Origin of the sequence: uncultured Campylobacter sp. (assembly GCF_938018035.1) — a bacterium.
GTDB lineage: Bacteria > Campylobacterota > Campylobacteria > Campylobacterales > Campylobacteraceae > Campylobacter_B.
In genome coordinates, this window is the sequence record NZ_CALIJF010000107.1 from 1 (window position 1) to 8,713 (window position 8,713).

Annotated in this window: 7 protein-coding genes; 2 read left to right on the forward strand and 5 right to left on the reverse strand. The window is 51.3% G+C overall.

The genetic code is table 11. The features are described from left to right. The coding region (locus Q0257_RS03345) for a TlpA disulfide reductase family protein (RefSeq protein ID WP_298021527.1) at nt 1-366 on the forward strand (366 nt) is incomplete at its 5' end. A gap of 230 nt (nt 367-596) precedes the next feature. Beyond that, nucleotides 597-2,168 (forward strand): subtype B tannase, encoded by a 1,572-nt coding sequence (locus Q0257_RS03350; protein ID WP_298021530.1) that lies wholly within the window; start codon nt 597-599, stop codon nt 2,166-2,168. Between the two features lie 943 nt (nt 2,169-3,111). On the opposite strand, the gene Q0257_RS03355 is transcribed toward Q0257_RS03350, so the two are convergent. The 5 genes from Q0257_RS03355 to Q0257_RS03375 form a co-directional block, all read right to left on the reverse strand. Continuing rightward, complete coding sequence (locus Q0257_RS03355; protein WP_298021533.1) at nt 3,112-4,008, reverse strand: radical SAM protein; 897 nt, start codon at nt 4,006-4,008, stop codon at nt 3,112-3,114. Nucleotides 4,009-4,766: 758 nt separating this feature from the next. After that, entirely contained in the window at nt 4,767-5,813 is a 1,047-nt protein-coding gene (gene hemE / locus Q0257_RS03360) for a uroporphyrinogen decarboxylase (protein WP_298021536.1), read from the reverse strand. Nucleotides 5,814-5,815: 2 nt separating this feature from the next. Continuing rightward, entirely contained in the window at nt 5,816-6,307 is a 492-nt protein-coding gene (locus Q0257_RS03365; protein WP_298021539.1) for a YqhA family protein, read from the reverse strand. A gap of 303 nt (nt 6,308-6,610) precedes the next feature. Next, a complete protein-coding gene (locus tag Q0257_RS03370; protein ID WP_298021542.1) occupies nt 6,611-7,642 on the reverse strand; it encodes an aspartate-semialdehyde dehydrogenase in 1,032 nt (343 codons plus the stop codon). Continuing rightward, on the reverse strand, nt 7,635-8,713 hold a 1,079-nt coding region (locus Q0257_RS03375), incomplete at its 5' end, for a DNA gyrase C-terminal beta-propeller domain-containing protein (RefSeq protein WP_298021545.1). The genes Q0257_RS03375 and Q0257_RS03370, both read right to left, overlap by 8 nt.

Here is an 8,713-nt window from a genome sequence, read left to right on the forward strand (position 1 = left end):
CGCACGCTAAAGATCGAGGGCAACGACAAGCCGTTCGTGCTGTTTTTCTACACTAGCAGCTGCGGCGCGTGCAAAGCCCAAGTACCCGCACTAAACGAGCTGCAAGCTAGCGGCGACGCGCTAATTATCGGCGTTTTAGGCGACGGTAAAGGTCTGGAAGCCGACGCCGCGGTCGCCCGCGAAAAGGGGATAAAATTCCCAAGCGTCAGCGGCGCAAACTCCGTAAAATACTTTGAAACCATCGTAGGCGGCATTTTCGGCACCCCCACGTCGGTGATCTACGATAAAAACGGCAAAGCGGTCAAAAAGCTCATCGGCCTCTACCCTAAATCCGCCTTCGAAACGCAGCTCAAGCTTATGAATTAACGAGCGGAATTTAATGCAGCCGGATTTACGGCGGCGGATCGCAAATGCCCACTAAAATAACACTTCGAGTTTAAAATTCCTTTCAACTTGCAGATGCCTTTGCGTTTAAATTTCAAAATTTAGGCGCGCAGCGGATTTAAGTATTCGCCGAGTTTTGCTAAAATTAGCTTTGTCACTAGGCTGCTTAAAGGGCTAAAAAGCGGCAATATTAAAATATAAAGGATACTTCAGTGAATAAAAAATCCCTTGCTTTAGGCGCTGCGATACTTTGCGGCGGACTAAGCCTAAACGCCGAGGTCGCGACGACGCAGAGCGTGCAAATAGATCTGAAATTTAACGCCGCAAATTTTACGCAAGAAAGCGTGATCGTAGGCGGCAAAAAGATAAAATTTCGCGCTTACAAAAACATAATCTACGTCGCAAAACCCGTAAGCGCGCGCTATCAGAGCATGAATATCTTCATCCCGCAGCAGTATTTTGAGGGGCGCAAGAGCGGCAAATTTGACGCCGCGAGCGCGCCGATATTTTTACCAAACGGCGTGGGCGGCTACATGCCCGGCGAAGCGGGCGAGGTCAAAATAGACGAAAGCGGCAAACCAAACGCGATCGCTACGGCGCTTTCGCGCGGTTACGTCGTAGCCGCTCCCGCAGCGCGCGGACGCACGTTAAAAGGCGCAAACGGCGATTATATCGGCAAGGCGCCCGCAGCGATCGTCGATCTAAAGGCAGCCGTGCGGTATCTGAAATTTAACGACGCGGCGATGCCCGGGGATGCAAACAAGATCGTCTCAAACGGCACGAGCGCGGGCGGAGCGCTCTCGGCACTTTTGGGCACGAGCGGAGACGAGGCCGCGTACGAGCCGTATCTGCAAGAGCTGGGCGCTGCGAAGGCGAGCGATAAAATTTACGCGGCGTCCGCATACTGCCCGATCACAAATCTAAAGCACGCGGACGCGGCGTATGAGTGGATGTTCGGCGCGCAGAGCGAATATGAAAAGATGGATTTTAGCGGCTTTGATGCGGCGGGATTTAACGAACGCGGCGAAAATTCTAGCGGCGCCGAAAAAAAATCCAAAAAAGGCGCGGATCAAAGCGCCGCAAAGCCCGCGCGCAAGATGCTAAGCGGCAAATTAAGCGCAGCGCAGATTAAAATTTCAGACGAGCTAAAGGCGCAATTCCCAGCCTATCTGAACTCGCTAAACTTAAAGGACGGAGGCGGCCGCGCGCTAAGCTTGGATAAAAACGGCGACGGCAGCTTCAAGGACTACATAAACGGACTCATATCGGCATCGTTTGCTAATTTTGCGGCGAAAAATCCGCGCGCGAAGGCGCCCCTATACCTAGCCGCCAAGATCAAGGACGACGCGTCGCAATCGCATATGCTTTTTTGGGGCTATGCAACTGCCGAGCCGCGCGCCAAGACCCCGCCCGCATTCGACGGCTTTGCGCTTGAAAATCCCGAAAACGAGCTGTTCGGCGGCGCCAAATTTAATGCGGCGCATTTTACTGATTTTAGCGCGATGAATGACCCCGCCAAAGGGGTGCTAATCGCAGATGTGCGGATCGTAGAGATGATGGATGCGATGAGCTTCGTGCGCAACGAAAACGGCGCGAAGCATTACCGCATCCGACACGGCGCGAGCGATCGCGATACGGCGCTTGCAATCCCCGCGATTTTGGCGCTTAGCTTGCAAAATGCGGGCAAGAACGTCGATTTTGCAGTGCCTTGGGGGCAAGGACACGGCGGCGATTACGATCTGGATGAGCTTTTTAGCTGGATCGACGAAATAGTCGCGCGCTAGATTTAACGGGCGAAATTTTACTTTGGATTTAGAATTTTGCCCGCAGCTCTGCCCTAAATTTTATCGCCCAAACACTCTCTAGCGGATACGCCGCGTGGCGTAAAATTTCGCTGCAAAATTCTATCGCGTCAAAATTTTGGCGTCGCCGCAAGGCTCGCAACGGCTTGAAATTTTGCGGCTAGCATTTAAAAAATTCCACAGAATTTTATCGCGGCAAAACGGCGCGAATTAAATTTTATCGGCCGCGATGATTTATGGCGCGAGGCTTTTAGCGCGATCTGCGCTAAAATTTCGGCGCAATCAAATTCTGCGGGCTAAATTTTAAATTTAAAGACTGAATATGCGATAAAATTTCGCGGCGTTTATACTATCCGATCGCAGCTCTTTGAGCACGCAGGTATCGCATAATGGGCGCACATTCGGCGTGCGGATGATTAAAGCGCAAAAACTCCAAGCGAGCGCGGCAAGCAGGCTAAATTTAAAGGCGTGCATTCGCGATCTCCCGCAGGTCTAAACCCGCTTTTGCCATCCATTAGGCCTGCTTCAATAATCCATCGGTACTAAAAAGCGCCGTTTAGGGTCTGTATCTTTGCTCCGTGTGTATAAATTTCATAATTTAGCGACGCTTTTGAGCGCAGCTTGGCTTATTTAAAAATCAGCACCCCGCGCAGCAGGATCGCTTCCCAAACCTGGTGCGCCGGTATCTTTGCGGCAGCGGCGCAACTCGGCGCTAAATTTAACGCTAGCTAGCATTGCGCTGCCTTTAGCTCGCGTGCGGCAAGCGCTCTATCTATGGCAACGCAACTTCGGCATTAAATTTAAACGCGCTGTCTTTGCGCCGCCTCTCTAGCTTGCGTACGGCGGGCACCGCCTGCGATGACGCCAAAATGCAAGCCGCTTTTTGCCGCGGTGCGCCGCAAAAGAGCTTTTAAAATTTAACGCCCTAGCCTTTTGCGATCTCGTAAAAACCGTCTTTAAAAACGACTTTGCCCGCACCCACGAGGCGCTTTAAAAGCTGCGCGCTCGCTTCATCAAACATCGCCTCCACGTCGCTAGTGCGCTGCGGACGGCGCGAGAGAGTGCGCAAAATTTCATCCTCGCTAAAGCTCAGCCGCTCGCTTGCGTATTTGGGCGCGGCGATTATATTTACGTTTTGATTTTCGATGAAAGTGGCTAGATAGCGCAGCTGCGCCTCGCTCACCCCCTCTACGCGGTATGCGGGCGGGCGATCTATAGTGCCAATATCTACGCGGTGCGGATTGATGCGAGCTAAAGCCGCATTCAGCGCCGCAAAGTCCTCTTGCGTATCGTTTAGCCCGCGCACGACTAGGATTTCGATATCAAGCTCGCCGCGAAACTTGCGCGCAAAATCCGAGATCGCGCTTACGATATCCTCGGCGCTAATGCCTGCATGCGGACCGTCCACCTTGCGAAAGCTCCTCGCAAGCGCGCTATCTAGCGAAAATTTACAGATATCAAGCTTCGCTAGGGCCGCGCTGTTTTCGCGCGCGAGCGAGCCGTTTGACAAAACGAGCAGCTTCTGCGGCAGATTCAGCGCCTTTAGCGCGTCTACGAGCTCTGCAAAGCGTGGATGCAGCGTAGGCTCGCCGTTTGCTGTGATCGTAATGACATCAATGCCCGCGTGGCTTTGCAGCGCGGTTTTCAGCTCGGCGATGACCGGGCCGATCTCACAGGGCTCGCTCATCGCACTTACCGGCTTGCCCGCGCCCAGCTCGCAGTAGACGCAGTTGAAGTTGCACTGCTTGCGCTGCGGGCTCAGATCGATACCGAGGCTGCGCCCGAACCTGCGCGAGGTTACGGGTCCGAAAATATATCTCATTTTTGCTCCATGATTGATTTACGTGCAGCGGCGTTTTTGGCACAAGATTTCGCTTTAAAACTTTACTTTACGGAATTTTAATTTGCAAAATTTTAATTTGAAATTCTGCATCGTGAAATTTTACTGAAATTTGCTTTTAAAAAATTTAGCTAGGAAATCCCGCTTTTAAATTTTACGTAGCAAATTTATACCGATCTCAAGTCTCGCACCAATAACGCTTTGCATCGAGCTTTTAAAATTCTACGTAGCAAATTTATACCTTGAAATTTAAGCTCCGCGTGCCGAAATTTAGCGCCGCTTTTATGTGAAATTCCACTTCCGCGCGCCGCCCCGCTACGGCGAAATTTTAAGCTTAAAGCTTTGAATTTATCCTTAAATTTAGGGGGCGCGATCCATGAATTTTAAAGCGCAGGCCAAATTTAAACTCGCAAGTTTGCGGTATTTTTCAGCGCTGCAGATACGGTGCGTAGATTTTTTAATCCCATGCTCGGCGCAAAAGCGACATAAATTTCAAATGCAGCTAAATTTTAAAATTTCGTGGTATCGTTGCATCAAAACGGCGCAGAATTTTAAAATTTAGAGCTTTGCGTTTCGTGAGCTGTTTTAGCGGCGTGAAAACGGTGCAAAATTTAAAATTTATGAACAGCGAAAAGATCGCGCGAAAGCAAAGCAAGCGACCCAGGCGAGTGAAATTTTAAATTACGGCTCTATAAAATTTGCAACGACGCGCCGCAAGCAGGCTCTCGCAAAATCCGGTTTCAGCGCGCGCTTAGCTCGTGCACCAGATCCACTAGATATTTGGCGTTTTGCACGCTTACGTCGGGCAAAATTCCATGTCCTAGATTAAAGATATGCGCGACACCCTTCATCGCTGCTAAAATTTCGCGCACGCCCGATTCTATCGCGCCGCGGTCGTATAGCCGCATCGGCTCCAGGTTGCCCTGAAGCGTAAATTTGCCCCCGAGCTGCTCGCGCGCAAGCTCAATCGGAGTGCTCCAATCCACGCCCCATACGTCAAAGCTCGCCTCGCCTCGTCGCGCCGCGATACGGCTCAGCCGCGACATCTGTGCGCCCGTGCCCTTGGCAAAGACGATGAGCGGGATATGCGGGAATTTCGCCTTTAAAAATTCCGTGATTTCCAAGATGTATCGCCAGCCGAACTCCTCGTATGCGCTCGGCTCCAGCGCGCCCGCCCAGCTGTCGAAGATCTGCACCGCATCGACGCCCGAGCCGATCTGGCGCGCCAGATAAAGCTTCGTCGCCTCCGTAACGAGGCGCAAAATTTCATGCAGAAGCTGCGGATTTTCGTAGAGCATCCTTTTGCAAACGGCGTAATTTTTGCTGCCGCCGCCCTCTATCATATAGGTAGCGATCGTCCACGGCGCGCCGCAAAAGCCGATGAGCGCTTTGTCCGCGGCAAGGCGCGAGCGAGTAAGCGAGATCGTATCATAAACATATCCGAGCTCCGCCGCGGCCTTTTGCGGATCAAGACGCGCCAAATCACCCCGGGAGCGGATCGGATCACTAAAGCGCGGTCCTTCGCCCGCTTCGAAGCGCAGATCCATCCCCATCTGCATCGGCACGACCAAAATATCGCTAAATAAGATCGCCGCATCGACGCCCAAAATCTCCACGGGTTGGATCGTTACCTCACTAGCGGCGCGGTAGTCGCGGCACAGGCTCAAAAAATCGCCCGCCTTCTCGCGTACCGCCATGTATTGCGGCAGGTAGCGCCCCGCCTGGCGCATCATCCAAATGGGCGTGTATGGGGTCTCTTTGCCGAAGCATGCGTCGATGAAAACCATTTTTATCCTTTAAATTTACTCAAAATATACAAAGCCAAACAAACCCCAAAGATAGCCCCTGCGAACAAAAGCATATCCAAAGGGGTAGTAAAATCGGTGTGCAAAATTCGCTTGAAAAAATCCACTACGAGCACCATTATGATGACGCTACCGAGTTTGTGCTTCAGCTCATCCAGCGAGGCGATCTTTAAAACTTGCAAATTTAGATCCAGAAACTCGTCGATAAACAGCTCATAAATTCCAAATACGAAGATTAGCAGCACTATAGCGACCAGATACAGATCGATCGCCGTTATTATTTCGCTTAAAATATCAATGTAAAGCGCTCGCCCACTCTGCGGCGTTAGAAAAAATTCCACGATTTTATAAAGCGCTGAGCCGATTTCGTAGCTTGCCATCACAAATATCGTCGCACTAGCCGCAACACAAAAAATAACAGGCAGAAGCGTTAGAGATTTGCTGCAAAGCAAAAATTTTTCAAATATAGCTTTCATTTCTTCCTTAAATTTTAATTCGGGATTAGTCGCTCCGCAAGCGGACGTATAAATTTAAAAGCCGCTCTATGCCGAAGTGTTCGTTTAAATTTACGCTCGTTTGCAATCGCGTAAATTTACCCCATTTAGTCGCGCCCGTTTGAGTCTTTAAAATTTTGCGCCAGGTTAAAGGCGCAAAATTTCAGCTCGCGGCGTTAAATTTTAACTAAGCTGATTTGCAAATTTATTCGCCGGTCTTCGGCGCCGAAATCATGCGCGCAACCCTATCTGCGCACAAGGGCTCGGAACTTTGCTAAATTTATCCTACCTGTCCTGCTGCAGCTCTATCCAGCGAAGCGCGATGCGCACGGCGTTCGTAGCCGCTCCGACGCGGATCTGATCGGCGCTGCACCAAAGATGCAGAATTTTATCGTCGAAATTGTCCCTGCGGAGCCTGCCGACGTAGGTTTCGTTCGTGTCGCTCGAAAGCAGCGGCATCGGGTACTCATTTTTGCTCGGATCGTCTGCGAGCACGATGCTAGGCGCGTTTCTTAAAATTTCGCGCACGCGGCTAATCTCGAAATCTTTTTTAAATTTTATCGTGATCGCCTCGCTGTGGCTGCGAAGCACCGGCACGCGCACGCAGGTAGCCGAAACGGCGAAGTTTTTATGCAAAATTTTCTGCGTTTCGTTCACCATCTTCATCTCTTCTTTGGTGTAGTCGTTATCCAAAAACACGTCGATGTGCGGAATGACGTTAAATGCTAGCTGGTGCGCGAAAACTTTAGGTTTGCACTCGTCAAGCTTAAATTCAAAAAATTTTTGCAGCTGAAACACGAGCTCCTCCATGCCCTCTTTGCCTGCGCCGCTGGCGGCTTGGTAGGTGCTTACGTCCACGCGCTCTATTTCAAACGCGTCATCAAGCGGCTTTAAAATTTGAACCATCTGAATGGTCGAGCAGTTCGGATTAGCGATGATGCCCGTCTCTTTCCATAGCTCGATATCCTGCGGGTTGCACTCGGGCACTACGAGCGGAACGTCCTCTTGCATACGAAAGTGGCTCGTGTTGTCGATCACTACCGCGCCGCTTGCCGCCGCAAATGGCACGTAGTGCGCCGAAATGGAGCCGCCAGCGCTAAAAAACGCGATGTCGATCTCGTTTTCGTCGAAGGTGCTGTCCGTTAGCTCCCTCACGACGTATTCTTTGCCGCGGAATTCCACCTTCTCGCCCGCGCTCTTTGCGCTTGCAAGCGGCAGTATGTCCTTTACGGGGAAGTTCATCTCGTCTAAGACGCGCAAAATCTCCTCGCCTACGGCGCCGGTAGCGCCTACGATGGCGATATTGTAACTACTCATCCTCTCCTCCTTTTAAAATTTCATCGCTAGGGCCCTCGCTCTGCGAATCTTTGCTATCTAAATTTGAATTTAATAAATTTTCATCCTGCGCAAGCTCGTCCGCTTCGCCCTCGTCGCCCTCCTCGGCTTTCGGGCAGGTCGCGATACTCACTACGTCGTCGCCCTCGACATTTACGACGATGACGCCGCTGGTGTTGCGGCCCGCTTTGCGGATGCTTTGCATATCTACGCGGATCATCTTGCCGCTGGTGGTTAGCGCCATGAGATCCATCTCCTCATCGACCATCACGACGCCGATGAGCTCGCCAGTGCGGTTGGTGAGCTTCATGCAGATGACACCCTTGCCGCCGCGGTTTGTGAGGCGATACTCGCTCGCGGTCGTGCGCTTGCCGATACCCTTTTGGCTCACGCTTAAAATTTCTTGCATATCGCTTAAAATAAACGCGGCGCCGATGACCTCGTCGCCTTTTTCTTTAAATTTAATCCCCTTTACGCCGCGAGCGATGCGCCCCATCTGGCGAATTTTATTTAGATTAAATTTAAGGCACATTCCCTTTTTCGTAGCGATGAAGAGCATATTTTCGTTGGCGCTTTGCGGCTCGCCCTCTTGTGCGCCCTCGTCTTGCGAAATTTCATCTGAAATTTCATTCTCGCTTCCCTCCAAAATATCCTGCTCGGTCTGCTCTAGAATTTCCTCGGCCTCGCCGTCGTCCAGATCGTCGCCGCTTAGAGCGCCTCCTTTGTAATTTTGCATCTCCTCGGCGCTGTTTGGAGCGATGAGCGCAGTCACCAGCGTATCGTCCTCATCTAGGCTGATAGCGCGGATGCCGAGTGAGCGGATATTTTTAAACTCGCTTAAATTCGTGCGTTTTACGATGCCGTTGCGAGTAAAAAATACGAGCGACTTGCTCGGATCAAAATCGGTCGTAGGGATGATCGCCATGATCTTTTCGTCCGCGCCGAGCTGGATTAAATTTACTACCGCCTTGCCCTTTGCAGTGCGCGAGCCCTCCGGGATTTTATAAACCTTAAGCCAGTAAAGCTGCCCGCGGTCGGTGATAAACATAAGCG